The organism is Brucella rhizosphaerae (genome assembly GCF_002252475.1).
Taxonomy (GTDB): domain Bacteria; phylum Pseudomonadota; class Alphaproteobacteria; order Rhizobiales; family Rhizobiaceae; genus Brucella; species Brucella rhizosphaerae.
The window spans coordinates 384,754-410,928 of sequence record NZ_NNRK01000017.1; the positions used below are offsets into that span (position 1 = coordinate 384,754).

Genomic DNA, 26,175 nt, shown 5'->3' on the forward strand with positions numbered 1-26,175 from the left:
TTTTCTGGAAGACGCGCGAGTACGGGAGGGAATTGCGAGCATGTTATAGCATGAAGCCTGAAACTGGAAACCAGTTTCAGGCTCTGCATATCTTCAAAAAAATCACGACTACGAGATGCGTGGTTGTTTATTTTTCTTCCGCCAGAGCAGGAGACGGATCAGACGTGGCAACAGCAGCCGGGCCTTTAACGCCGCGCTGACGTTCGCGCACGAAAGTGAACAGACCTGAAATCGTGATCAGTATGATACCAATGAGCATCGGCAGATCGATATGGTCATGGAAGATGAAATAGCCAAACAGGATTGCCCAGAGCATCTGGCTATATTGTGGCGAGGCGATCGCGCTTGCAGGTGCACGATGCGCTGCAAGCATCAGCAAAATGTTGGCCAGCGCCGCAAGCAGGCCATAACCGGCAAGATAGCCCCACTGAACGACAGACGGGGTCTGATAGCTTGGGATCATGAGCACGCCACAGATCAGGATCGGTCCGACAAGCCCGGCCGTATAAAGCGAGATGCGCTTTTCCTTTTTGCCCATTGCACGGAAAATAATGATGCTGAATGCACCGCCCAAGCCTGCACCGAGTGCACCCAGATGACCAATAGACAATTCACGAAAGCCGGGGCGCAGAACAACCATAACGCCGATAAAGCCGATGACGACCGCCGACCATCGACGCCAGCCAACCTGCTCCTTGAGGAAAATCACCGAGAGTATCGTCACAAATGTTGGGAGCAGGAAGATAAGCGCAAAAGCTTCAGCCATAGAAAGATGCGTGAAGGCTACGACACTACCAATCACACCCATTGCAGCGGTGAGCGTGCGAAGTAACCAGAGCTTTATATTTGTAGTTCGAAACATATCGAGCCACTGATCTTCAGGTTTCTTGACGAAGGGTATGGCCAGAGAGCCCAGAACAGCACCATAAAAGGCGATTTCGTAGGGCGACAGTGTGCCGTCGAGAAACTTGACGCAGGCGTCGCTTACAGCGAATGCAGCATAGGACGCAAACGCGAGTAAAATACCGTAAAGCATGGTGGTATCCGCAATGGGCTAGAGATAATCTCCTCCGTTGACCGGATTAATCGATTAAAGACGATTTGGCAAAAGACAATTTTATAAAAAATAAAAAAATGACCAGCCGCTATCCCTTATGGCGTAGGCGATTGCGGCGCTTTCAAGAAGCTGAGCTCTATCGAAAACGCATGCCTCATTTGCAATCATATCCGTGGTGGAAATTTGTGCAAAAGACTATTTAACAGGCATCCAACGAGGAGAAAACAAATGAACATTCGTCAGAAATTCCAGCAGTACGTTTCCCGCCGCCGCGCAATGCGTGAACTCGGTGCAATGGACGATCATCTTCTTGCCGATATCGGTGTATCGCGTTCGCAGATCCAGAGCGCAGTTTTCGGTAAGTAATCACTGATGACGCGGCTGATAATTGATCGCCCCGAAAGTGAAACTGAAATAATGTAGCAAAGCGTCGGTACTCCAGTCCCGGCGCTTTTGTTTTATTTGTGTATATACAATAGTTATTCTATCGTAACCCTATTTTAATTACCTTTGCTTTTATTCAAAATCCGACCATCTGCAATCCGCAACAGATTTATTCGCGCTTGCGCTAAGCAACCTCCAATGAGACAAAACGATACTTAATTTGGGACGTCTGCCACTTGAGTGTGAGACGGCTTGCAGAGTATTGATGTGATGCGGGGGCTGGCGATGAAGATGGGTATCTGAACCGTTGTCTATGGCAACTTATCGATCTTCATCGCCGCCAAATTATCTGGAGCGGTTCTAGTTGAGATTACATCTTTGGAGCCGCTCTGGTTATTCATTTTAAAGCATTTTCCTCATACGAAATCGCTTCGTATTTCTGCTGGAAATGCTCCAGAGTTTTATGACCGAAAGCTACTTTGACTGTTAATGAGAAGCATATTTACATCTTGCCTCATTGCCGAGCATTCGCTCAGACTGATTATATGCCTTGCGTGTCGGGTGGCCACACGGTTATGTGGCTGCCCGACGGCACAAGGACCTGATCATGCTAAACCTCATCATAAATGGAATTGTGATCGGCCTCGGGGCGACGATCATTATGGATATCTGGGCATTGGTTCTCGCACAGTTTCCTGGGCAGTCTCGTCCAAACTGGGGCCTTGTAGGGCGCTGGTTCTGGCATTTACGAGACGGCCAGATTTTTCATGACGATATCGCGGCATCAAAGCCCTATGCGCATGAGGTCACCTTGGGCTGGATCGGCCATTATGCGGTTGGTGTTCTCTACGGCATCATCTTTGCGCTCTATGGCGGTGCTGCATGGTTTGCGAATCCCATATTCCTTCCGGCCTGGATCTTCGGTATCCTCACAGTGTCAGCTGGCTGGTTTCTGCTGCAGCCGGGTTTGGGAATCGGTTGGGCAGCGTCGCGTTTGCCAAATGCCGGCAATGTCCGTATCCTCAATCTGGTCGCGCATACCTTTTTCGCCTTTGGCATGTATGGGACCGCTATTCTTCTGAATAAACTCGTTTAATCAGATAGATGGCTTTGATAGCTGTAACTTAGACAGCTACCATTTTTGAAGCTCTTTCAAAAATTAAAGCCTGAATAGGTGACTGGCGTATGCTCAAAAGTCAGTCCAAACTAAATCACGTTAATAAACAGGCATTCTTGCGGCAGAACTGTGTTTTTGATCGCGTTGGGTGTATGGGGAACAAATCCGCTCTCGCAAAATGCGACGGCGGCTAACAAATACGGCAATCGCAATAGATTGCACCGATTTTAACCGGCCGATCGCAAGCAATTGCTCTCGGCTGATCATTGGTGCCTTTTAAAGCGAGCTTTTGCCCTGGAGGGACCATGCTGGAAAAGCTGTTCAAATTGCAGGAACATGGCACGTCGGTGAGAACGGAAGTCATCGCTGGTGTGACAACCTTCCTGACCATGTCTTATATTATCTTCGTCAATCCTGATATTCTGTCCACAACGGGCATGGATCGCAACGCAGTCTTCGTTGCGACATGTCTTGCGGCAGCATTGGGTTCGATCGTCATGGCGCTCGTCGCCAATTGGCCGATTGGTATGGCACCGGGCATGGGCTTGAATGCCTTCTTCGCCTTCACGGTTGTCGGCGCTATGGGCTTTTCATGGCAGCAAGCACTGGGTGCAGTCTTCATTTCCGGCATTATCTTCCTGTTCCTCACGGTAACGGGTATCCGGCGCTGGCTGGTTGAAGGCATTCCGCATTCCTTGCGAAGCGCTATTGCTGCCGGTATCGGCATGTTCCTGGCCTTGATCGGGCTGAAAAGCGCGGGCGTTGTCGTAGATAATCCTGCGACCCTCGTAGGTCTAGGTGACCTGCGTGAATCTGGTCCCCTTCTTGCAATCGCAGGCTTCTTCATTATTGCAGCTCTTGATGCGCTCAAGATTCGCGGCGCGATCCTGATTGGTATCCTTGTTGTAACCATTGCATCGATTTCTCTCGGTATCACCCAGTTTGGCGGCGTGTTCTCCGCTCCTCCGAGCCTTGCACCAACTTTCTTGCAGCTTGACATCATGGGCGCTTTGCACACTGGCATCCTGCACGTCATTCTGGTTTTTGTTCTGGTTGAAGTGTTTGATGCGACCGGCACACTGATCGGCGTTGCAAAACGCGGTGGCCTGATCGAACCGGGCAGGCCAAACCGCCTCGGCAAAGCCTTGTTTGCAGACAGCGCCGCAATTCTTGGTGGCTCGTTGCTCGGCACATCTTCCACGACCGCTTATGTTGAAAGCGCTTCCGGCGTTCAGGCTGGCGGCCGCACAGGTTTGACTGCGCTTGTGGTTGCGCTGCTGTTCCTCGCCGCACTCTTCATTTCGCCATTGGCGGGCTCTGTGCCTGCTTATGCGACTGCACCAGCTCTGGTTTACGTCGCTTGCTTGATGATGCGCGAGCTTTCCGAAATCAAGTGGGACGAAATCACGGAAGCAGCACCAGCAGCTCTTACTGCGCTTTCAATCCCATTCACCTACTCGATTGCAAACGGTCTGGCTTTTGGCTTCATCACCTATGTTGTCCTGAAGGCTGTAACCGGCAAGGCTCGTGAGGTGCACCTGGCGACCTGGATCGTGGCGGCACTGTTTGTGATCCGCTTCGCATTCTTCCCAGAATAACAACAAACGCCGGGGCAACACCCCGGCGTTTTTCTTTGTGCTTTATCTGGTGGTATGATTCCGACATTTGCATCCCTCGGTTAAAGGCGTTGGACAAATGTCGGTATCAAAAGGACCACTAGCAAGTTTATGGATCTAGTGGATTTTTCGAGTTTGACGTTTGAAACAGCATTTGTGTCGGTCAAGGTTCAAACCTCAAAGTCAATCCACCAGCCTGCCTTATTTGGGAGTAGAGGGTATGACACCGGACGAAATGAAATTGCTCGAAAAGCTTTTTGATGTCATCGAGCAGGACATCATTCCTCTGACGGAGCAGGGCGTCGCAGAAGGCAACAAGGTTTTCGGAGCGGCGCTATTGCGCAAGTCTGATTTGTCTCTGGTGCTCGCCGAAACCAACAATGAAACCGAAAATCCACTCTGGCACGGTGAAGTGCACACTTTAAAGCGCTTCTATGAAATGCCGGAACAGGGACGTCCTGATACGAAGAACATGGTTTTTCTCTCAACGCACGAGCCATGCTCAATGTGTCTGTCAGCGATCACCTGGAGCGGCTTTGATAATTTTTATTACCTCTTCAGCCATGAAGATTCGCGCGATGCATTTTCAATCCCGCACGATCTGAAAATCCTCAAGGAGGTCTTCACACTGGAACCGGGTGGCTATAATCGCGACAACAGTTTCTGGCACAGCCATTCAATTCCCAAAATGGTTGCGTCTCTCCCTGAACCGGACCGTGCTCGCCTTGAGAACAGGCTTGAAGCCATTCGCGCCAAATATGATGCAATGTCTGGCACATACCAGTCATCCAAAGACGGAAACGCAATACCACTGAGCTAAAGCGCGTCATATTTATACGGTAAGCACGACATATTTGAATCAAAAGGCCGCATATCAGAACTGATAAGCGGCCTTTTTTTCATTCAGAGCGCGTTGCGATCTGATTGATACAGATCAGCGCTCTAAACCTTGTCGAGCAAATTGCGCTTCTGAAGGTTATGGATCAGCGCACGAATACCAAAGGTCCATTCAGCGCAATTATCGGTCCGATCCACCCAGTTGACCAGACGCCCAAGCTTTGGCGTGGAAATTTCCACCTGATCACCAATTTCATGGGTAAAGCCCTGGCCAGCACCGCGACGGTCTTTGACGGGGGCAAACATGGTTCCGAGGAACAAAACAGCGCCATCTGGATATTGATGATTGCGATTCATCATCTGTCCGGCGAGATTTTCTGGATCACGGCTGATTGCTTCCATCGGGCTTTCGCCGGTCATTTCAAAGCCATCTGTGCCAGTTACTTTCAGCGAAAGCTTGAGCTTGCGCAAAACGTCCATGGTGAAGTCGCCGTCAAACAGACGGATGAATGGACCAATAGCGCAAGATGCATTGTTGTCTTTGGCTTTGCCCAACAGCAGTGCAGATCGTCCTTCCACATCGCGCAGATTGACATCGTTTCCAAGCGTCGCGCCCACGATACGACCATCCGAAGCAACAGCCAGAACGACTTCAGGTTCAGGGTTGTTCCACTGCGAAATTGGCAGAATGCCGACAGTTGCACCGCAGCCCACAGCCGACATTGGCTGCGACTTCGTGAAAATTTCGGCGTCTGGCCCGATACCCACTTCCAGATATTGTGACCAAAGGCCCATTTCCTGAAGCAGTGCCTTTACCTGTGCTGCCTTTTCTGAACCAGCAGCAACGCCGCGCAGGCTGTCACCGATTACAGGTGCCAACCGGTCGCGAACCTCGCGAGCACGGCTTGGATCGCCTTTGGCCTGCTCCTCAATGACGCGTTCAAGCATACTGTCGGCAAAGGTTACGCCTGCTGCTTTAATTGACTGCAGGTCGACCGGTGCTAGCAATTCGCCCTTTTCACCCGACAGATAGTCGTCAAGCGCTCCAAGGTCGGCAAAACGAGTTACGTCCTTCAGCTCGCCTACCAAGTCTTTGCGTTCAAGCAGGCCCGATACAGTTGCAGAGAGACTGGAAAGATCATGAACGCGGCCGTTCGCGATCAATACGGGGCAGGGCCCATCTTCAGCCTTAGACCACACCCGTCCGATAAGCACCGCCGAAGCACTATCTTCTGGCAGGATGGTGGACGAGTTCAGAGTATGCTTGTCTTGCACGGATATTCCTCCCGGTTCGTTCAGTTCAAAATGTGAATGATTGGATTTGCAGCGCAGGGGTGTCACGACGCTTAAATCGAATGCTGGCCGTGTCGGGCCAAGCTGAAAGCATCACAATCAAACTCCTCCAAAATTGTATTGTTGGGTTGTCTGATAACTTGATATGCAAGGGTTGAAAACTCTTTTATGCAGCGAATGACATAATTGAAATGAAATAGGATATTTGATTGATTTTGGCACCTGAATCGCAACCGATAATCAGCGCTTAGGCATCTTATTCATCCAGATGCGATCATGAGCCGGGGACACCAGCTTTCGCTTGACTTGGGTCAGAACTGGCGACAAATCAGTGTTAGAGAGTATATAGGGAGGAGCAAGCCGTGTTCGGTGAAATCAGACGCAACGAGCAGCTGCCCGCCCGCATCGCTTCGGAGATTGTGCGCCAGATAACTGAAGGTAGATTTCCACCTGGGCATAAATTACCCACTGAACACAATCTCGCGGAGAGCTTTGGTGTCAGCCGTTCTGTTATCCGCGAGGCAATTGCACAGTTGCGCAATGAAGGCTTAATCGAAACCCGGCAGGGCGTCGGGGCTTTTGTTACCGAACCAGATCGTCGTCATGCTATCCGCATTGAGCCCGAAACACTTGCCGACAGAAATCATTTTCAAAGTCTGTTCCAATTACGCATGGCCCTTGAAATTGAAGCAGCAGGCCTGGCCGCTGTGCATCATACGGCTGAGGACATACGCAAAATCGATGGCGCTCTGGCTGAGATGACTGGGTCTGAAAAATGGACGGACGAGGGGATTTCTGCCGATCTGACATTTCATCGCGTACTCGCAGCTGCAACACATAATGAATATTTTCCGCTCGTACTCGGCTTCATCGCCGAGCGCATAAGTCAGGCAATTCGAGCGGCACGGGCACGCGCTGTGCTTGAAGAGATCGTAGAAATCACCATTGCTGAACACATGGCAATCCGAGATGCCATTGCGCTGCGTGATCCTTTGAAAGCGCGCGAAGTCATGCGGCACCACATTGTTAGTGCGGCAAGCCGCGTTAATCTCCATCTCGAAACATTTTGAGGAAAATGAACTTGCACATCATCGTAATGGGTGTTTCCGGCTCCGGAAAGTCGACGGTTGGAGAGAAATTGGCCGCAGCGCTTAATCTGCCTTTTCTTGAGGGCGACAGTCTGCATCCAAAGACCAATGTCGATAAGATGGCTTCCGGAATCCCTTTGCAGGATGAGGATCGCTGGCCGTGGCTGGATACAATTGGCGAACAACTTACAGCAGCGGAAAGCGGCATCATTGTCTCTTGTTCATCACTGAAAAAGAGCTATCGCGACCGTTTGCGCAATGCATCAGGTGGCCGATTACTATTCGTTTTTCTCGATGGAAGTTTCGATGTGTTGTACGAACACATGGGCCACCGCACCGGCCATTTTATGCCAGTGACAATGCTTGAAAGTCAGCTTGCAACCTTGGAAAGCCCTGTCGGGGAGCCTTTTGTATTCCACGCCGATGTTGCTGATCCAATTGAGAAAATTGTAACCGAAAGCCTTGACTGGATCCAGTCGACCGTGGAGGCAGATAATCTACTTTAACGGCCAGAAGAACATGAGTGTCGGTATTGTTACGAGCGCGATGATGATTGAAAGCGGTAGGCCCAGGCGTGGATAATCGCTGAACCTATAGCCGCCCGGTCCCATCACCAGCGTATTGCACTGATGACCAATAGGCGTGAGAAAATCACAACCGGCGCCAATCGCAACAGCCATTAGAAACGCTTCAGGTCTGAACCCCAGGCCCGATGCAAAGCTTGTTGCAATCGGAGCCATCACCAGCACAGTTGCGGCATTGTTGAGGAACGGCGTCACCATCATTGCAGTGACCAGAATGAGGGCGAGCGCTCCCGCCGGCGGCAATTGATGGCCGATGCTGGATAACCATTGTGCAATAAGCTCTGTGCCGCCTGTGGTGCGCAATGCATCCGAAACAGGAATGAGGGCAGCAAGCATCACAAGGATAGGCCCGTCAATTTCGTCATAGACCTCATTAATGGGGATGACTTTAAAGAGCAGCATGGCTACTGCCGCCGCAAAGAAGGCAACGGCCACGGGTACAATGCTCAGCGCTGTTGCTCCAATTGCCGCAATCAGAATTGCCAGGGGGATCAAGCCGCGTCTCACGCTACCAAGCATAAGTTTGCGTCTTGCGAGAGGCAACAGTTCAAATTCTGACAGATAAGCCGACAGCGCGGCCTGTCTTCCTTGCAGTACGATCACATCGCCAAAACCAAGTATCACTTCGCTTAGGCGCTCCGTGATGCGTTCGCCGGGGCGACTGACCGCAAGCAAATTGACCTCATAGCGCGAATAGAGATCAAGTCGCTGAGCCGTAAGTCCGACGAGGCGGGAGTTTTTGCCAATCACAGCTTCCACGACCTCAATATCTGTCGAGCCACTTGTGTCGGAAGGATTGCGGTTTTCGCTTAAAGTTAGTTTGCCTGAATTAACGACGAGGTCGAGTGCCTTCGGATCGCCTTCGAGCAAAACCACGTCACCTTCAACAAGAACGGTATCGGGGAGAGGTGTCATCCGTTGCTTCTTACGAATGATTGCTGTCACCATGGCCTCACCTTCGGCGGGCTTGATCAGATCGGTGATGCGTTTACCGACCATAGATGAGTTTTTCAGAACGCGTGCTTCAGAGGCATAATTCTTGATCTTGATTGCTTCATCGAGTGATACGCTTTCGCGGGTGCGCTGGGGCACAAGCCAGTAGAAGGTGACAAGATAAATGAGCCCTACCACCGCCAGTACAGCGCCAACCGGCGTGAAGTCGAACATGGTGAAAGGCTGACCAACCATTTCGCCGCGAATGCGCGAAACCACGATATTGGGCGAAGTGCCAACCTGTGTCATCAAGCCACCCAAAAGCGCACCGAATGCCATCGGCATCAGGAATGTTGATGGGGAAACATTGGAACGGCGGGCAAACTGAAAAGCGACCGGGATCATTATCGCCAGTGCCCCAACGTTTTTCACGAATGCGGATAATACCGTGACAATCGCGACAAGAACGGCGAGTTGCAAACGCACACTGTTCATCTCAGGAAGGAACCGCTGCACAGCCTCCTGCATCAGACCGGAACGTGCAACGCCCGCACTAACAATAAGTGCGCTGCCAACGATAATCACGATATCGTCGCTGAAACCGGTAAAAGCCCGATCAAATGGCACAACCCCGACGCCGACAGCCAGCAGCAGAGAGCAAAGCGCCACAATATCGTAACGAAACTTACCCCAGATAAATGCTCCCATCATGAGAATAATCACGGCGAAAGACAGTATCTGCTGATGGGTCATCGAATGCGCATTCCTCGAGGAGAGAAAAATATTCTATTTGATGTAGCGCATAACAAAGAAAACGAAAATGAACAAATCAAGTGAACTCTTATGTATCGGGCGCTCAAAATCCTGAACGCCCGATAATGAAATTAGTTGCCTGCGCGACGTCCGTCGGCACCAAAAATATGAATATCTTTGGCCGGGGCACCTATCTTGACAACCTCATCAACTGAGTGTGCCGAACGGCCCTGAACACGGAAGATCAGCGGCTTGCCATCTGTGAGCGAGCTATGGATATAACTTTCTGCCCCAACAAGCTCAATTGCCTCAATACGAACTTCTGCATTGAAACCATCTGCTTCAGGTTCGCCATTCTCAATGATGCGAATATCTTCGGGGCGCACGCCGAAGGTATATTGGGTGGAAGGCAGCACAACAGCTTTGCCAGGCTGCCAGACATTCTTCTCGTCGCTTTCGAGCAGGTTCATGGAAGGCGAACCAATGAAAGTCGCGACAAAAGTTGAAGCAGGCTTTTCATAGAGTTCGATTGGTGTGCCAACCTGTTCAATATTGCCGCCGTTGAGCACGACGAGACGATCTGCCATGGTCATGGCTTCCATCTGGTCATGCGTCACATAAACACTGGTTGTGCCGAGCGAACGCTGAAGGCGCTTGATTTCGACGCGCATCTGCACGCGGAGCTTGGCGTCAAGGTTCGACAAGGGTTCATCGAAAAGGAATGCGGCCGGTTCGCGCACGATTGCACGGCCCATTGCGACACGCTGGCGCTGACCACCCGAAAGCTGACGTGGCTTACGATCGAGGAACTGTTCGATCTCCAGAGCTTTCGCAGCCTTCCCGATACGACGCTCGATTTCGTCCTTCGGTGTTTTTCGGTTTTTAAGGCCATAAGCGAGGTTGTCGCGCACAGACATATGCGGATAAAGCGCGTAGTTCTGAAACACCATCGCAATATCACGTTCAGCTGGCTCTACATCATTGACGACGCGATCACCAATGGTGATCGTGCCGGAACTGATGCCTTCCAGTCCGGCAATCATGCGCAGAAGCGTTGACTTTCCACAACCCGAAGGACCAACGAGGACGACGAACTCACCGTCTTCAATCTCCAGCGAAACGCCTTTGATGACTTCAATACCGCCGCCATAGCTCTTGCGGACATTATCAAGAATGATCTTGCTCATTATTTTTCCGTTTCAACGAGACCTTTGACGAACCAGCGCTGCATCAGTACCACCACAAGGATCGGCGGTATGATAGCCAGAATGGCCGTAACCATGACGTAATTCCACGGTGTGGAAGCATCGGCGAAATCCACCATACGGCGCAGGCCGATGATGATGGTGTTCATTTTCGCGTCATTGGTGACGAGCAGCGGCCACAGATACTGGGTCCAGCCATAAATGAAGAGAATGACGAAGAGGGCAGCGATGTTCGTCTTCGACAGTGGCAGCAGAATGTCGCGCATGAAGCGAAACGGTCCTGCATTGTCAATGCGTGCAGCCTCCACCAGTTCACCCGGAATGGTGAGGAAGAACTGCCGGAAGAGGAAGGTTGCTGTCGCCGATGCCATGAGTGGTAATGTCAGGCCGGCGTAAGTGTCGATCATGCCAAGGTCTACGATGACCTTATAAGTAGGCAGAATACGTACTTCGACGGGCAGCATCAGAGTGACAAAGATCATCCAGAAGAAGAACATGCGGAACGGAAAGCGAAAGAATACAATCGCAAATGCCGACATGAAAGAGATGATGATCTTGCCGACCGCGATCAGCATAGCCACCACGAACGAATTCCACAGAAGCCGCTCAAGGCTGACGCCAACGACACGCTCAACACCACCGAAAATGGCGTCGCCATAGTTCTCCATCATGTGCCCGCCCGGCACAAGCTGGATTGGCGGGCGAATAATATCGCCTGAAGTCAGTGTCGAAGCGACAAAGGTGTAATAGATCGGAAAGGCTACCACGATGATCCCGATGATCAGGATCAGATGGCCTAACAGATTTGAGACTGGGCGTTTTTCAATCATAGTCGCCTCACTCACGAATAATGCACGCGCTTCTCAATGAAGCGGAACTGAAATGCGGTCAGGGCGATTACGATAATCATCAGAATAACCGACTGCGCCGATGAGGAGCCGAGGTTAAGATTGACGAAGCCGTCGTTATAAACCTTGTAGACCAGGGTTTCAGTAGCTTTGGCTGGGCCACCACCAGTGACGGCATGAATGATGCCGAATGTGTCGAAGAACGCGTAAACCGTGTTGACCACCAACAGGAAGAACGTCGTTGGCGCCAATAGCGGGAAAACAATCGACCAGAACCGTCGCGCGCCGCGTGCGCCATCAATAGCTGCTGCTTCGATAAGCGATTTTGGAATTGCCTGAAGACCTGCAACAAAGAACAGGAAATTGTAGGAAATCTGTTTCCATGCTGCCGCCCCCACGATCATGGCCATCGCCTGATTGCCATTCAGCAGTGGATCCCATGCAATGCCGTTGTTACGCAGGATATAAGCAAGCGTGCCCATTGCAGGATTGAACATGAAAAGCCATAGCATGCCCGCGACTGCCGGTGCCACTGCATAGGGCCAGATCAGCAAAGTACGATAGAAGGTCTTACCGCGAATGACACGGTCTGCAGCCGTTGCAAGCAACAATGCTGCGCCCATAGCTACAAATGCGGTCAGAAGATTGAAGACAATCGTTACCTTGAAGGAATGCAGATAATTGGGATCAGCCAGCACCGTGGTGAAATTGGCTAACCCAACGAATGTGGACTTCAATCCGAATGCGTCTTCACGCATGAAGGACTGATAAATTGCCTGACTTGCTGGCCAGAAGAAGAAGATCGCCGTCAAAATGATCTGCGGGGCCAGCAGAAAGTAGGGTAAAATCTTGTTTGGAAACGTGACATTCTGCACGGGAAGTTTCCTTGCGGATAGCAATGCCGCCACACCCTTTCAAGGGCAGGCGGCACGCTCTAATTCATCAGATTATTGTGCTGCTGCAATCGCTTCGTTTGCGCGTTTTACAGCGTTATCAAGCGCAGTTTTTGCATCCTGCTTACCACCGAGCATCGCTTCGAATTCCTCATTGAGGATATCGCGAACCTGCGGGAGATTGATGAGACGCACACCCTTGGAATTTTCCGTTGGCGCCTTGCCCATCATCTGAAGGATCGGTGTTTCGCGGCCCGGATTCTTTTCATAGAAATCCGAGTTCTTCGTTGCTTCATAAGCAGCCATCGTCACAGGCAGATAGCCGGACTTTTCATGCAGCTTCTGCTGAATTTTGGTCTGCGAGAGGAAGTTGAAGAACTGAGCAATGCCCTTGTACTGGTCATCGCTGAGGCCCGCAAAGACCCAGAGGCTGGCGCCGCCCGGAATGGTGTTCTGTGGGCCATGGCCTTCATAGTAAGGAAGCTGACCAATGCCGTAGTTCATGCCCGACTTGATGACATCGCCGAGACCACCCGAAGATTCCGTCAGCATCGCGCATTCACCCGAGGTGAAGAGCTGCTTAGCTTCAGAAACACGTCCGCCATAACGGAAAGTTCCATCCTTGGCGAGATCAGCAATTGCCTGGAAATGTTCAACGAAAAGCGGCTCGTTGATCTTGAGTTCAACGTTGGTACCGGCAAGACCATTTTCGTTGGTGCCATAGGCAACATTGTTCCAGGCAGCAAAGTTTTCGGTCTGAATCCATGTCAGCCATGTCGAAGTGAAACCGCAAGGCGAAGCACCACTTGCTTTGATCTTTTTGGCTGCTGCAAAAACTTCAGGCCAGGTCTTTGGCGGTGTATTTTCATCAAGGCCAGCCTTCTTGAAGGTGTCCTTGTTGTAATACAGGATCGGCGATGATGAATTATACGGGAAGGACAGCATGGTGCCGTCTGGCTTCGAATAATAAGCAACGATACCCGGCAGATACTGCGACTTATCGAATTTGAAGCCACCCTTTTCGAGCACTTCAGCGGCTGGGACCATTGCGCCCTCAGCTGCCATCATGACGCCGCTACCGGCATCGAAAACCTGAATGATTGCTGGCGGCTGCTTCGAACGGAACGCGGCAATGCCTGCATTCAACGTTTCTGGATAGCTGCCCTTATAGACCGGAACAATCTTGAATTCGCTCTGGCTTTCATTGAACTCTTTGGAAAGTTCATTGACCATTTCGTTGTTCGCGCCGGTCATACCGTGCCACCAGCTAAGCTCCGTCTGCGCGAAAGCCTGAGAACCAATGGAAAGGGCAAGGGCGCCAGTCAGCGCCGAAGTCGTGATCAGACGGGTAAGCATATTTCCTCCTCGGAAATGCGTTTGCGTTAACATCAGGAGTGGAACTCTCCGCTCAGGATGCCGGAAACTGCATTATAGTTATTACACTTATATGACTGCGATTTAGCTATGAACCAAATTCCTATTCCCAATAATAGAATAAATCCGAAAATGTTAATGCTTGAAAGGAAAAAAAGCGAAAAAGAATCGATAATATTGGGGAGAAGATGTGGATAGCTTGCCAAGCGATCACTTTAGTCAAACAACAACAGGCATTAACCCTTTAGCCACCTCACAAATTGCCCCCGCATTCGACACATGCTCCGCGCAATTGGAGCAACCTTCCGGCAATCATTGAGCACATCCTGTATAATTCAGTAATCTCAGGGGCTTGCGTGACTACGAGAATCCCAATTATGTGGCTCCCAACCTGAAGGGATTGCCGCTCGTCGTACTCATCATATAGACAATCCGTGCAGGCATACATGAGAGTAATTGCATATATGGAGCAGGTTACTGTTCCGAAAACCGCATGACGGAGTTTTTATGCCCATTCACGCTGATTGGCACGCTGATTGGAATGCAGCCTCGTTATCTGCAAAGCTCCATTCCAGAACATGGGGTAAGAATGAGCCCGGCGGCGTCATTATCGGCTTTGATCCGCAAGGCGTGAAGTTTGCTTATGCCGGCGGTCTGGAAAGCCTTGCGACTGGTGTGCCTTTCACAGCAAACACAGTTGTCCGCTACGCATCCATAACCAAACATATCTTCTGTGCCATGGTGCTGCGTCATGCTGATGTGATCAGCCTTAACGACCGGCTTGGTGATCACCTACCGGAATTGCAAAGCCCGCTGACTGATGTTTCTGTCGGGCGTGCCCTTGATATGACATCAGGCTTGCCGGATGCGCGCGAATGCCTGACGCTGCTGGGGCTGTCTGTTTATACACATACCGATGCGGAAAGCCTTCTCGAGTTTCTTTCAACAATGAACCGGCTGAACTTTGGTGCCGGTAGCGAAGTTTCCTATTCCAATACGGGCTATAGGCTTGTTGAAGCGGCGCTTGAACGCAAAGGTCTGTTTTTCAAAGACTTCGTAAAATCAGAAATCAGTGATCCGCTCGATACCTTCATTGAAGTTCCGGATGCCTGGGCCGATCCGGTAAAGGGTCTGGCACCGGGTTACTGGAAATCTGAACAAAAATGGCAGGAAAGTGCCGCCGGGCTTCAACTCTCTGCTTCAGGCAGTCTGGCTGGCAGTGGCATGGCCCTTACAAAATGGGCACAGGCGCTATTTGAGGACAAGGGGCCATTTAGCGGACTGCTTTCGATGCTTTCAGCAGAGCGCTTTCTCAATGATGGTCGACCAACGCGCTATGGTCTTGGTTTGCGCTGGAATGAAATTGGCGGCAAGCCTTTCATTGGTCATGGCGGATCGCATCCGGGTTACAAAAGCTATTTCCTGCTCGATCCCGCTGAGAAAACCGGCATAATCGTTGTGAGCAATCGCGAAGACACTGATACTTACAAAATCGCGCGCGACTGCATGGCAGCGCTCAATGGATCGGAACTCCCCGATACAAATTGCGCAATCCCGGATGGATTATATGTATCTGAGACAGGGCCATACTGGATTGAGATGCGGAAAGGCGTCGCCAATTACCTTGGCGCTGAAGATCGCCTTTACGACATTGGCAAAGGCTGGTTTTCATCGCTATCTCCATCATCACCCATTAAGTTGTGTTGGACCGGTGATGTGTTGCAAGGCGAAATTGGTCATGTAGCACGCGAACTGAAATCTGTGACGGCACGACCTGCAGGCAAGGAGTTTGACGGTCACTGGAGCGCTTCGCTTTATGGTGCCTCCTTTACCATCGACAATGGCCATATCATTATGGGAATTGGCCCGACACGACAGGTCATGCCATTGGAAGATCTGGGTAATGGGCGTGCTCTGTTCACGTTACGTGACGGGCCATGGAGCAAGCGTATCTGTATCCATATGCTCAATAGAGATCGTCTTGAACTGGTTCTTAGTCGCAGCCGCATGATTGAATATCAGCGTTGAACGCGCTTCATTGTGTTATTTTCGGGAAATTGATTCCGAAAATGATTTGAATGGAGTGAGCCAATGCTTGAACAGATGATCGATCAAGGTGCTGGTCGTGAACCCGCCGATATCGTGCTGAAAGGCGGCCGCTTTTTCGATCTGATTACAGGTGAACTCGTTTCAAGTGATATTGCGATTTGTGGCGATCGCATCGTGGGCACCTTTGGCACCTATCAGGGCAAGCATGAGATCGACATTTCCGGACGCATCGTTGTGCCTGGCTTTATCGATACGCATCTGCATATTGAATCATCCAATGTGACCCCGCACGAGTTTGATCGCTGTGTATTGCCGCAAGGCGTAACTACGGTGATTTGTGATCCACATGAGATTGCCAATGTTCTCGGCATCGAAGGCTTGCAATATTTCCTCGATAGTTCGCTCGAAACCATCATGGATATTCGCGTGCAGCTCTCAAGCTGTGTGCCTGCCACCCATATGGAAACCTCTGGTGCCGAACTTCTGATCGATGATCTGTTGCCTTTTGCCGATCATCCCAAGGTGATCGGACTGGCCGAGTTCATGAATTTTCCGGGCGTTCTGTCCAAAGATCCTGAATGCATTGCGAAGCTCAAAGCATTTCAGGGCCGCCATATCGATGGTCATGCGCCGCTTTTGCGAGGCCTCGATCTGAATGGCTATATTGCTGCCGGCATTCGCACTGAACACGAAGCGACAAGTGCTGAGGAAGCGCTTGAAAAGCTGCGCAAAGGTATGCACGTACTTGTACGCGAAGGCTCAGTTTCAAAAGATCTTCATGCGTTAATGCCAATCATCACAGAACGCCATTCACAGTTCCTCGCTCTTTGTACGGATGATCGCAACCCGCTCGACATTGCCGATCAGGGGCATCTTGATTATCTCATCCGCACGGCAATCGCCGGTGGTGTGGAGCCGCTCGCTATTTATCGTGCGGCGAGTGTTTCGGCGGCGCGCGCTTTTGGCCTGTTTGATCGCGGGCTGGTCGCACCAGGACAACGCGCCGATCTTGCCATCATCGACAGTCTTGAGGGCTGTCATGCTGAAATCGTGCTTTCGGCGGGCAGGGTGGTTTCGGAAGAGCTGTTCTCAAGTCGCCGGTTGGTAGCCGAAGTTGGTCGCAACAGCGTTAAAGCGTCGAAAGTCAGCGCATCCAGTTTCAGATCGCAATCCAATAGCGGCAGAACACGCGCCATCGGCATCATTCCGGGCAAGATCATCACCGAAAGCCTCGAGTTCGATTTGAAAGTGGGGCCGCATGGCGTCGAGCCAGACCTTGAACGCGACGTCGTCAAAATCGCAGTCGTTGAACGGCATGGCAAGAATGGCAATATCGCCACCGGCTTCGTGCATGGATTTGGCTTGAAAGCGGGCGCAATAGCCTCAACAGTCAGCCATGACAGTCATAATATCTGTGTCGTCGGCGTTTCGGACGAAGATATAGCTACCGCCGCCAACCGTCTTGGCGAGATCGAGGGCGGTTTTGTCGTAGTTCGTGATGGTAAAATATTGGCCGAAATGCCGCTGCCAATTGCCGGACTGATGAGTATCGAACCTTATGAAACCGTACGGGAACAGCTTCGCAAATTGCGTCATGCGGCTGAAGAACTCGGTTCGGTATTGGAAGAGCCTTTCCTGCAGCTGGCCTTTGTGGCGCTACCCGTCATTCCTCATTTGAAGATCACTGATCGCGGACTTGTCGATGTCGACAAGTTTGAATTCGTTGGGAACTAATCGGACCGATGCGACTGTCATAAAGGGTTCAAGTTGAACTGCTAACTCGCTGGTAAAAATCGGATTTTATACCATGCAGTTTTTGAACACTTTTGATCTTTACCCATTTCTCGATACGGCGGTGAGTTTCACCGCCGCCTTCATCTTTGGCACCATGATCGGCGCTGAACGTCAGTACCGTCAGCGAACAGCAGGCCTGCGAACCAATGCGCTCGTAGCATTGGGCGCTGCCGCTTTCGTTGATCTGGCTGCACGTCTAGCCGGCAGTGCAGAATCGCTGCGTGTGATCGCCTATGTGGTTTCCGGGGTTGGTTTTCTTGGCGCTGGCGTCATCATGAAAGAGGGCATGAATGTTCGCGGCCTCAATACGGCTGCAACCCTCTGGTGCTCGGCTGCGGTCGGTGCTTGTGCAGGTACGGATATGTTGGCGGAAGCGGCATTGCTAACCGTCTATGTCTTGCTCGGCAATACATTGCTACGACCACTGGTTAATCTCATCAATCGCATTCCCATCAGCGAACAGGCACTCGAACAGACTTATGAGGTCCGCGTGATTGCCTCGCATTCAGTTATGGAGGAAATGCGTGAATTGCTCGTCGAAAAGCTCGAAGAGGCAAAGTATCCGGTCAGCGATGTCGAGCTCACGGATCGCAACGCCGAGACTGTTGAAATACTCGCAACGCTTGTCAGCACCTCGATCGAGCCGGAAGAAATCGACACCGTCGCGCATTTTATGGAAGCGCAGCACGGTGTTTTTTATGCTGGCTGGGAAGGCAGTTCAAAGGACTGATTACCGATCAATTCTTGTCGAAAGAATGATCGAAGACATGGTGCGCTCAACGCCTTCGAGCGCACCGATTTTATCGAGTACGATATCGAGTTCCTGAATGGACGGCGCTTCAACCACGACGATCATATCAAAATGGCCACTGACAGAATGCAATGTACGCACCGCCATGATGCTGCGTAATGCTGTTTCAACCTTTGGCGCAAATTTCGGCAAAGCCGTCACCAGCACATGCGCACGAACCAGATCACGTTCAAATTCTGGTGCGATTCGAACGGTATAGCCCTCGATGACTCCCCGCTTTTCCAGCTTTTCCAACCTGCTTTGCACGGTCGTGCGCGACACACCGAGCCGTCTTGCAAGGTCGGCCGTGGAGGCGCGTGCATTTTCTCGTAACAGGGCGATAAGGGTAAGGTCTGCATTTGTCGTCATAATGCATATTAGATACGTCAATTTGCACAAACAAACAACGTTGAATCGTCAGTTTAAATGCTTCTTTTCGCCGAAATTTATGAGATTCTTTATCTATCGAAATTGCATTACCCAACTTGCCTTATTAAAGGGGAAAAGACATGAAAGAGATCGTTGTTGTAGGCGCGGGCAAAATCGGCGCGACCATTGCCGATCTTCTGGCTTCGACTGGTGACTATGCTGTGACGGTTATTGACCGTTCGCAGGCCCAGCTCGATGCGCTGGATACAGGTGCAGAAGTCAAGACACAGGCTCTCGACATTGCAGATGCCAAGGCACTTGAAGCTGTTCTCACAGGCAAGTTTGCGGTATTGAGTGCAGCTCCATTCCAGCTGACCACGCTGATCGCAGAAGCTGCTGCCAAGACCGGCGTTCATTACCTCGACCTCACCGAAGATGTTGCCAGCACCAAGCGCGTCATGGAACTGGCGGAAGATGCAAAGACTGCATTCATTCCACAGTGTGGCTTGGCTCCAGGCTTCATTTCGATCGTTGCTTATGATCTTGCAAAGCGCTTCGACACGCTCGAAAACGTGCGCATGCGCGTTGGCGCTCTCCCAGAATTCCCGTCTAATGCTCTGAACTACAACCTGACCTGGAGCACTGACGGTCTGATCAACGAGTATATCGAACCATGTGAAGCCATCGTGAATGGCAAACTGACCAAGGTTCCAGCACTCGAAGAACGCGAAGAATTCTCGCTCGACGGCGTAACCTATGAAGCTTTCAACACGTCGGGCGGCCTCGGCACGCTCTGTGATACGCTTGAAGGCAAGGTTCGCACGCTGAACTACCGCACAATCCGTTATCCAGGCCACGTTGCACTTATGAAGGCGCTGCTCAACGATCTCGGTCTTCGTCATCGCCGTGAAGTGCTCAAGGACATCTTTGAAAATGCTCTGCCAAGCACACTGCAGGACGTTATCGTAATCTTCGTGACCGTTTCCGGCACCAAGAACGGCCGTCTGGTTCAGGAAACCTACGCGAACAAAGTTTATGCCAATCAGGTTGGCAAGATCGTCCGTTCGGGCATCCAGATCACGACTGCTTCGGCCATCTGCGCTGTGCTCGATATGCTGGCAAAGGGCGAAATCGCACAGAAGGGTTTTGTTCGTCAGGAAGACATCACGCTCGATGCATTCCTCGCAAACCGCTTCGGCAAAGCTTATGCGCAAGACGATCATTCGACACGTCTTGTTGCCTGAAAGCACCGTTAAGGCCATACCAGACCCGTTGCGCTAAACGCGCAGCGGGTCATTTTGCGTTTAAGTATGCCTAAAGTTGCGATTGAATTAGTTCGGCTTTGCGGGCAATCCGAACTGAGACTTTAAAAAGCCCGTGACGAACAAGTAGAATAGGGAAGCGATGTTTAAAACAATTTTGCTGGCCGGTCTGGCCACTGTCGTTCTTGCCATGCCTGTGCAGGCAAAGGAATGGAAAGAAATCCGTATCGCCAGCGAAGGCGCATATCCGCCCTTCAACTACATGACCCCAGATGGCAAGCTGGCTGGTTTCGATATCGATATCGCCAATGCTGTTTGTGCAGCGATGGAAGCCAAATGCGAAATCGTCTCCAATGACTGGGACGGCATGATTCCTGGCCTTCAGGCAAACAAGTTTGATGCCGTGATCGCATCCATGGCAATTACGCCAGAGCGAGAACAGCAGGTCGCATTTTCCGAGCGCTACTACACCACACCGCTGGCGGTCGTTGTTCCCAAAGATACCGAGATCACATCACTTGAGCCCTCGGCATTTGACGGTAAAACAGTCGGTGCGCAGGCTGGCACCACGCAGGGCAATTATGCCGATGATGTTTACGGCAAAGCTGGCGCGGACGTGAAGCTTTATCCAACGGCGGACGAAGCCAATGCTGATCTCGAAAGCGGACGTCTTGATGCAATCGCGGCTGACAAGTTCCTTGCAGCTGATTGGTTGAAGAAACAAGGCGCTAACTGCTGCAAGTTCCTGGGCGACATTCCGGGTTCAGAAACCAAGATTGCTGTAGCTTTGCGCAAGGGTGACGATGACCTGCGTGAGCAGTTCAACGCGGCGATTAAAAAAATCCGTGAGGACGGCACTTACGAGACGATCCGCAAGAAGTATTTCGATTTCGACATCTACTGATAGAAAATAACCGGACGCCTCCAAATGTCTCACTTGAAACATGAGGCGTCCGGTGCTTCATTCGACGAATAAATATGCGGGCGGGAAACCTGCACAACAGAACCATAACAACGGTCAAGGGGAATACAATGTTGAAATCCATCCTGTTCGCAGGCGTCGCCTCCATTCTTGCTGCACTTCCAGCGCAGGCCAAAGAATGGAAAGAAATCAAGATTGCCACGGAAGGCGCATATCCTCCGTTCAATTTCGTTGCTGCCGATGGCTCGTTGCAGGGACTTGATGTCGATATCGCCAAGGCCCTTTGCGCGGCCATGGAAGCCAAATGTGAAATCGTTGCCAATGACTGGGATGGCATGATCCCGGGGCTGCAGGCTAACAAGTTCGATGCCGTCATCGCCTCGATGAGCGTGACCGAGGAACGCCAGAAGCAAGTCTCTTTTACCGACAAATACTACTCGACACCGTTGTCGGTTGCTGTTCCTAAAGACAGCCCGATCACTGCGCTCGATGCTGCAGCATTCAAGGGTAAGTCAATCGGTGCGCAGGGATCCACGACGCAAGCAACCTATGCCGAAGACGTTTATGGCAAGGCCGGTGCTGATGTGAAGCTTTACCCGACTGCAGACGAAGCCAATGCCGATCTGAAAAGTGGCCGTCTTGATGCCGTCATTTCGGACAAGTTTCCAATTTCCGATTGGATCAAGGGCGATGGTGGTGAATGCTGCAAATTGATTGGTGATGTGCCGGGAACGCAGACAGACACAGCTATTGCCGTTCGCAAGGGCGACAATGATCTGCGCGAGCAATTCAATGCAGCCATCAAGAAAATCCGTGAAGACGGCACCTACGCAACTGTGGTGAAGAAATATTTCGACTTCGATATTTATTGATCTGAGATAAGTTACTTGTAAAAGGTTTCACTCTTTGATGTATGCAGGAACGCGCTGACACATCGTCAGCGCGTTCTTTCGTGTGATGGGATTGGCGGAAATACCATGCAGCAACAAGATGTCATCGTTCTGGGCGCAGGTATCGTCGGGGTTTCCGCAGCGCTACATCTACAGGCACGTGGCCGTTCAGTCGCACTGCTAGACAGAAATGAACCGGGGCAGGGCACAAGCTTTGGCAATGCCGGTCTTATCGAACGCTCAAGCGTTATTCCTTATTCATTCCCACAAGGTTTTGGTGCATTGCTGCGCTATGGCCTCAACCGTCGGTCCGACGTGCGCTATGACCCATTCTACGTGTCGCAAATCGCACGCTGGCTGTTCCAGTACTGGCGTGAATCTTCACCCGAACGGTTGAAAATTGCAACAAACGCAATGCTGCCACTCATTGAAGCGAGTGTGCGGGAACATGATGTGCTGATCGCACAGGCCGGTTGCGAAAAACTTGTTCGTTCGCAGGGCTGGATCGAGGTCTTCCGTAACGAAACTGCGTTCAATGCAGCCGTGGAGCGTCTACCGCAGTTGCAGGCTTATAATCTCGCCTATGACGTGCTCGATTCCAATGCCCTGAAGCAGAAAGAGGCGACGCTTGGTGCTGTTTCAGGTGGCATTCATTGGCTTGACCCGAAGACTATCGTCAATCCCGGCGGCCTTGTACAAGCTTATGCCGATCTATTCTGCCAAAACAGTGGAACTTTTGTGCATGGCGATGCTGCCTCGCTCGTTGAGAGCGAAAATGGTTGGCAGGTCACAACAGAACATGGCCAAATCTCGGCACGCGAGGTTGTAGTGGCTCTCGGTCCGCAATCAGGATTGATTGTCCAGAAATTCGGTTATGCAATCCCGCTTGGCATCAAGCGTGGTCATCATATGCATTTTGAAATGCAGGACGGCGCGCGACTTGGACATACTGTAGTCGATGAAGAAGCAGGTTACGTGCTTGCGCCGATGGTGCAGGGCGTACGCCTTTCAACAGGTATCGAATTTGCTTCGCCAGATGCGCCTGCCAACTTCATTCAGCTCAAGCGAGCAGAAAAAGTAGCTCGCCGTCTTCTGCCGCAACTCGGTAATGCTGTGGAAACGACGCCATGGCTCGGCTTGCGTCCATGTCTGCCAGATATGCGCCCAGTGATCGGGCCGGCACCGCGCCACAAAGGTCTGTGGTTTGACTTCGGTCATGCCCATCATGGTTTGACGCTTGGACCAGCCAGTGGCCGGTTGCTTGCTGAAATGATGACGGATGAGAAGACTTTTACAGATCCGGCACCTTATTCAGCAAAACGTTTTCTATAAGTGATTTCAAATTTCACGGAACGGCCTTGTCAGCAGCGATGAAGCAGGGGTATCAATTTAACCCCGTCCAATCCGCGTTCTGCGGCCAAACTGATCCGGAAAAATCTCTTGAAAATGAAAACTTTGGGCCGTACGGGCCTTAATGTAACTGAAATCTGCCTTGGCACCATGACATGGGGCGTGCAGAACACTGAAAACGATGCCCATCAGCAGCTGGATGTCGCCGTCGATGCTGGCGTCAACTTCATCGACACTGCCGAAGGCTATGCCATTCCGATGAGCCTGGAAAGCTACGGCAAAACTGAAGCCTATATCGGCAACTGGTTCAAAAAGTCCGGCAAGCGTGATCGTGTTATCCTGGCCAGCAAGATTGCTGGTGGCGGACGCCAGGAATGGATTCGCGGCGGTACAAAGCCAAGTCGCGCAAGCGTTGCTGAGGCAGTCAACGACAGTCTGAAGCGCCTCCAGACCGATTATATCGATCTTTATCAGATTCACTGGCCCTCGCGCCCACATTACCATTTCGGCCAAAGCTGGAGTTTTGATCCATCCAGGGTCGATCCGAAGGCGGAATCCGAACAAATTCACGACGTCCTTCTCGGCCTTGAAGATGCAGTTCGCGCAGGAAAAATCCGACATGTCGGCCTTTCCAACGAAACAGCCTGGGGCACGATGCAATGGCTGAAAATTGCTGAAGAGCACAAGCTGCCGCGTGTGGCATCAATCCAGAATGAATATGGTCTGCTCCAGCGCCAGTTTGATTTCGATCTGGCAGAAGTCTCGCTGTTTGAAGACGTTGGTTTGCTCGCCTATTCAACACTTGCTGCTGGCGTTCTGACCGGAAAATATCTCGGCGGAAAAATCCCGGAAGGCTCGCGTGCTTCCGTTACTGATGGTGGGCTGTGGCGCGATAATTCCCATTCAGAGCCGGCCATTCGCGCTTATATTGATGTCGCAAAAAAGCATGGTCTTGATATTGCGCAGATGGCAATCGCTTTCTCGCTGACGCGCCCCTTCATGACTTCAGTTATCATTGGCGCGACAACAGTGGAACAGCTCAAAATCGATATCGCTGCGAGTGAAGTGAAACTTTCGGACGAAATTCTGGCAGACATTGAAAAAGTCTACCGTAACTACCCCCGTCCGCTTTGATACATTACTTGGCCAGCCGCATTTGTGATGTGGCTGGCTCAACCCTTTAGATAAATCTCGTGTTTGACATGCCATTCGTCAATCGGCGTATCGCTGGATGAACTCACAATCACCAGCCGGTCAAACCGCAGCTTTCGCCCAGAAAGTTCTTTGGCAAGACGCAATATTTCAGCTTGTTTAAGGGTCGTTTCTTCCACACCATAGGCAAGCGAGACGTGCGGTAAGAAGCTCTGCAAGCTGGCTTCACTCGATATTTCAAGAGAGTCCTGCTTAATCCGCATGAGTGCCGGTGCTTTTTCAAGCGCTGCATAGAACGAGCGGAAATAGGCTTCGCTGCCGATAACATTATCAATTGCAAGCTCCAGCGGCTTGCGCCCAATCGCAAGGCTGATCACCTGTGGCAGTAGTTCCTCTGCTGAACAGTTCATGTCAGGGACGAGCGTTGCATGCGGTTCGAACACAGGCGAATTGAAGCGCTGGCTTAAATCCCGGACAATTTCTTCAAAAAACTTAAGATCGTCATGTGCGGGGCGCAGCCATATGGAATGATTAGACATTCAGGATTTGCTTCCGTTGACAGTATTATCAGTTTTAAGCGGCCGCACACTGCCGCGCAGGATCAGCGGTGTATCAATCATCACCATTTGTGGCGGTGTATTGGGTGCACTCTGCCGTTCATCAAGCAGACGAATAATCTCAGCTGAGAGGCGTTCGGCATTCTGGTCGAACGTCGTGAGCCTATAGGCTCCCCACCGGGCTTCAGTGACATTGTCGAAGCCGATTACTGAAAGGTCGTTCGGTATGGAGAGATTGAAGACATCACGCGCGCAGTCGATCAACCCGAATGCCATGAGATCGTTGACGCAGAACACAGCTTCAACACGGTCACGCTCGCTTAAAAGCAGCGATGCAGCGGCAAAACCACCATCATAATCTGTCAATTCGCCACGCTGAACGCTGACATCGAGACCAAGACTATTGGCGCGTGCGATGTAAGCCTCTTCGCGTTCCAGTAGATTGGGACTACGGACATTGGAGGTGACCAGCCCCAGCCGCTTCATGCCACGCGCAGCAAACACGTCCACTGCGGTTTCTGCAGCTTGCCGGTTGTTGATCCGGATATGATCGGGACCGTCCTCGTTACGTCCAACGACGATCAATGTATGTCCGTTGCGTTGTGCCAGTTCAACAAACGATGATGATGGCATACCGGAAAGGACAACTGTGGCTTCTGCACGATAGCGGAGAAGTGTTTGATGTGCGGCCGAAAGATTTTCGCCGTGCTGTCCCGTGGGAATCAGTACGGGCACACTACCACGTGCCGTCAGCCTGCGCGAAAGTGCTGCAATCTGACGTGAGCGGAAGGGGCTCGCCGGATCAGCAGCAATCATGCCGACAATACGGCTACGCTTGGCAAGCAGGCCACGCGCAAGATCGTTGACCTGATAGCCGAGCTTTTCGGCTGCCTTCAGCACCTTTTCACGCGTGGAAGGTGACACACTGGCACCGGGCGTAAAGGTTCGAGACACGGCAGAGCGAGATACGCCAGCTTCTAATGCAACTTCGTGGGCGCTGATGAAACGCGGCAGATGTTCTGAAAACTCATCCTGAACGTGATCATTATCAGCCATTG

24 protein-coding genes are annotated in these 26,175 nt (G+C 51.4%); 14 read left to right on the forward strand and 10 right to left on the reverse strand.

All coding sequences use genetic code 11. The features are described 5' to 3' along the window. Positions 1-127: 127 nt before the first annotated feature. The gene (locus tag CEV32_RS03880) at positions 128-1,036 is read right to left on the reverse strand and encodes a DMT family transporter (RefSeq protein ID WP_094574340.1); all 909 of its coding nucleotides are present in this window, start codon (positions 1,034-1,036) and stop codon (positions 128-130) included. A gap of 249 nt (positions 1,037-1,285) precedes the next feature. Between CEV32_RS03880 and CEV32_RS03885 the strand changes: the two genes are divergently transcribed. From CEV32_RS03885 to CEV32_RS03900, 4 genes are all read left to right on the forward strand, one after another. After that, entirely contained in the window at positions 1,286-1,423 is a 138-nt protein-coding gene (locus CEV32_RS03885) for a DUF1127 domain-containing protein (protein ID WP_084486677.1), read from the forward strand. 625 nt (positions 1,424-2,048) lie between these two features. After that, positions 2,049-2,537, forward strand: a complete 489-nt coding sequence (locus CEV32_RS03890; protein ID WP_094574342.1) for a DUF2938 domain-containing protein — start codon at positions 2,049-2,051, stop codon at positions 2,535-2,537. Positions 2,538-2,863: 326 nt separating this feature from the next. Beyond that, positions 2,864-4,156 carry an NCS2 family permease gene (locus CEV32_RS03895; protein WP_094574344.1) on the forward strand — a complete coding sequence of 431 codons (1,293 nt, stop codon included), beginning with the start codon at positions 2,864-2,866 and terminating at the stop codon, positions 4,154-4,156. A gap of 238 nt (positions 4,157-4,394) precedes the next feature. Beyond that, a complete protein-coding gene (locus CEV32_RS03900) occupies positions 4,395-4,994 on the forward strand; it encodes a deaminase (RefSeq protein WP_094574346.1) in 600 nt (199 codons plus the stop codon). Positions 4,995-5,116: 122 nt separating this feature from the next. Here the strand turns inward: CEV32_RS03900 and CEV32_RS03905 are convergent, their stop codons facing one another. Continuing rightward, complete coding sequence (locus CEV32_RS03905; protein WP_094574348.1) at positions 5,117-6,286, reverse strand: fumarylacetoacetate hydrolase family protein; 1,170 nt, start codon at positions 6,284-6,286, stop codon at positions 5,117-5,119. 380 nt (positions 6,287-6,666) lie between these two features. Between CEV32_RS03905 and CEV32_RS03910 the strand changes: the two genes are divergently transcribed. Together CEV32_RS03910 and CEV32_RS03915 are read left to right on the forward strand one after the other, a co-directional pair. Then, on the forward strand, positions 6,667-7,374 hold the full coding sequence (locus tag CEV32_RS03910) for a FadR/GntR family transcriptional regulator (RefSeq protein ID WP_094574350.1): 708 nt from the start codon (positions 6,667-6,669) through the stop codon (positions 7,372-7,374). Positions 7,375-7,379: 5 nt separating this feature from the next. Further along, entirely contained in the window at positions 7,380-7,898 is a 519-nt protein-coding gene (locus CEV32_RS03915) for a gluconokinase (protein WP_094574352.1), read from the forward strand. On the opposite strand, the gene CEV32_RS03920 is transcribed toward CEV32_RS03915, so the two are convergent. The 5 genes from CEV32_RS03920 to ugpB form a co-directional block, all read right to left on the reverse strand. Next, positions 7,890-9,662 carry an SLC13 family permease gene (locus CEV32_RS03920; protein WP_094574354.1) on the reverse strand — a complete coding sequence of 591 codons (1,773 nt, stop codon included), beginning with the start codon at positions 9,660-9,662 and terminating at the stop codon, positions 7,890-7,892. The two genes, CEV32_RS03915 and CEV32_RS03920, sit on opposite strands and share 9 nt — an antisense overlap. Positions 9,663-9,793: 131 nt before the next feature. Continuing rightward, positions 9,794-10,849 (reverse strand): sn-glycerol-3-phosphate import ATP-binding protein UgpC, encoded by a 1,056-nt coding sequence (locus tag CEV32_RS03925; RefSeq protein ID WP_094574357.1) that lies wholly within the window; start codon positions 10,847-10,849, stop codon positions 9,794-9,796. Continuing rightward, the gene (gene ugpE / locus CEV32_RS03930) at positions 10,849-11,697 is read right to left on the reverse strand and encodes a sn-glycerol-3-phosphate ABC transporter permease UgpE (protein ID WP_094574358.1); all 849 of its coding nucleotides are present in this window, start codon (positions 11,695-11,697) and stop codon (positions 10,849-10,851) included. Before ugpE ends, CEV32_RS03925 begins: the two co-directional genes overlap by 1 nt. 11 nt (positions 11,698-11,708) lie before the next feature. Beyond that, positions 11,709-12,590 carry a sn-glycerol-3-phosphate ABC transporter permease UgpA gene (gene ugpA, locus CEV32_RS03935; protein ID WP_094574359.1) on the reverse strand — a complete coding sequence of 294 codons (882 nt, stop codon included), beginning with the start codon at positions 12,588-12,590 and terminating at the stop codon, positions 11,709-11,711. 72 nt (positions 12,591-12,662) lie between these two features. After that, positions 12,663-13,964, reverse strand: coding sequence for a sn-glycerol-3-phosphate ABC transporter substrate-binding protein UgpB (gene ugpB, locus CEV32_RS03940; RefSeq protein WP_094574361.1), 1,302 nt, complete (start codon positions 13,962-13,964; stop codon positions 12,663-12,665). A 525-nt stretch (positions 13,965-14,489) separates the two neighbouring features. Between ugpB and CEV32_RS03945 the strand changes: the two genes are divergently transcribed. The 3 genes from CEV32_RS03945 to CEV32_RS03955 all read left to right on the forward strand — a co-directional run bounded on the left by CEV32_RS03945 (position 14,490) and on the right by CEV32_RS03955 (position 18,555). After that, complete coding sequence (locus tag CEV32_RS03945) at positions 14,490-16,010, forward strand: serine hydrolase domain-containing protein (protein ID WP_094574363.1); 1,521 nt, start codon at positions 14,490-14,492, stop codon at positions 16,008-16,010. 63 nt (positions 16,011-16,073) lie between these two features. After that, positions 16,074-17,765, forward strand: a complete 1,692-nt coding sequence (gene ade, locus CEV32_RS03950; RefSeq protein ID WP_094574365.1) for an adenine deaminase — start codon at positions 16,074-16,076, stop codon at positions 17,763-17,765. A 73-nt stretch (positions 17,766-17,838) separates the two neighbouring features. Then, complete coding sequence (locus tag CEV32_RS03955; protein WP_094574367.1) at positions 17,839-18,555, forward strand: MgtC/SapB family protein; 717 nt, start codon at positions 17,839-17,841, stop codon at positions 18,553-18,555. Here the strand turns inward: CEV32_RS03955 and CEV32_RS03960 are convergent, their stop codons facing one another. After that, entirely contained in the window at positions 18,556-18,984 is a 429-nt protein-coding gene (locus tag CEV32_RS03960) for an Lrp/AsnC family transcriptional regulator (protein WP_039860826.1), read from the reverse strand. Between the two features lie 140 nt (positions 18,985-19,124). Here CEV32_RS03960 and CEV32_RS03965 point away from each other — a divergent pair, with 140 nt between their 5' ends. The 5 genes from CEV32_RS03965 to CEV32_RS03985 all read left to right on the forward strand — a co-directional run bounded on the left by CEV32_RS03965 (position 19,125) and on the right by CEV32_RS03985 (position 24,542). Next, positions 19,125-20,228 (forward strand): saccharopine dehydrogenase family protein, encoded by a 1,104-nt coding sequence (locus CEV32_RS03965; RefSeq protein WP_094574369.1) that lies wholly within the window; start codon positions 19,125-19,127, stop codon positions 20,226-20,228. A gap of 160 nt (positions 20,229-20,388) precedes the next feature. Then, the gene (locus CEV32_RS03970) at positions 20,389-21,150 is read left to right on the forward strand and encodes an ABC transporter substrate-binding protein (protein ID WP_094574371.1); all 762 of its coding nucleotides are present in this window, start codon (positions 20,389-20,391) and stop codon (positions 21,148-21,150) included. 128 nt (positions 21,151-21,278) lie between these two features. Further along, positions 21,279-22,040 carry an ABC transporter substrate-binding protein gene (locus tag CEV32_RS03975; RefSeq protein ID WP_094574374.1) on the forward strand — a complete coding sequence of 254 codons (762 nt, stop codon included), beginning with the start codon at positions 21,279-21,281 and terminating at the stop codon, positions 22,038-22,040. 105 nt (positions 22,041-22,145) lie between these two features. Then, on the forward strand, positions 22,146-23,390 hold the full coding sequence (locus CEV32_RS03980; protein ID WP_094574376.1) for an NAD(P)/FAD-dependent oxidoreductase: 1,245 nt from the start codon (positions 22,146-22,148) through the stop codon (positions 23,388-23,390). A 114-nt stretch (positions 23,391-23,504) separates the two neighbouring features. Continuing rightward, positions 23,505-24,542, forward strand: coding sequence for an aldo/keto reductase (locus tag CEV32_RS03985; protein WP_094574378.1), 1,038 nt, complete (start codon positions 23,505-23,507; stop codon positions 24,540-24,542). 38 nt (positions 24,543-24,580) lie between these two features. Here the strand turns inward: CEV32_RS03985 and CEV32_RS03990 are convergent, their stop codons facing one another. Together CEV32_RS03990 and CEV32_RS03995 are read right to left on the reverse strand one after the other, a co-directional pair. Continuing rightward, positions 24,581-25,099: a haloacid dehalogenase gene (locus CEV32_RS03990; protein WP_094574380.1), complete on the reverse strand. Its 519-nt coding sequence runs from the start codon at positions 25,097-25,099 to the stop codon at positions 24,581-24,583. Further along, positions 25,100-26,173, reverse strand: coding sequence for a LacI family DNA-binding transcriptional regulator (locus CEV32_RS03995; protein ID WP_094574382.1), 1,074 nt, complete (start codon positions 26,171-26,173; stop codon positions 25,100-25,102). Between the last annotated feature and the right edge of the window lie 2 nt (positions 26,174-26,175).